Source organism: Bacillus cereus group sp. N21, from assembly GCF_016483395.1.
In the GTDB taxonomy this organism is placed as follows: domain Bacteria; phylum Bacillota; class Bacilli; order Bacillales; family Bacillaceae_G; genus Bacillus_A; species Bacillus_A pseudomycoides.
The window spans coordinates 1-274 of the sequence record NZ_JAEHBX010000331.1; the positions used below are offsets into that span (position 1 = coordinate 1).

Sequence of the window (274 nt, forward strand, 5' to 3'; positions counted from 1 at the left end):
TTTCAACAGGGAAACCAAGACCGCTTAAAATGGAGCGAATATCTGCTTCGTACTGATAGCCGCCTTGATCTTTATAATCTAATTGCAATTGGTCATAATCAGCTAATAATTTTTCATATGTAGCGGCATTTGAAAAGTTTTCTTCTTTTCCCATTTCTTGCTCTAGCCTTCGAAGTTTTGTCTCCATTTGCTGTAGGTGTGTAAAGACGGTTAGCATTTCATCCCAAATTGTTAATGATGTTTCTAATCCAGTATTTTGAGCTAAGTACCCAAT

General features: G+C 36.5%; 1 pseudogene. It reads right to left on the reverse strand.

The features are described 5' to 3' along the window. Positions 1-274 (reverse strand): annotated as a pseudogene (locus tag JDS96_RS31075) (ABC transporter ATP-binding protein); the annotation flags it as partial.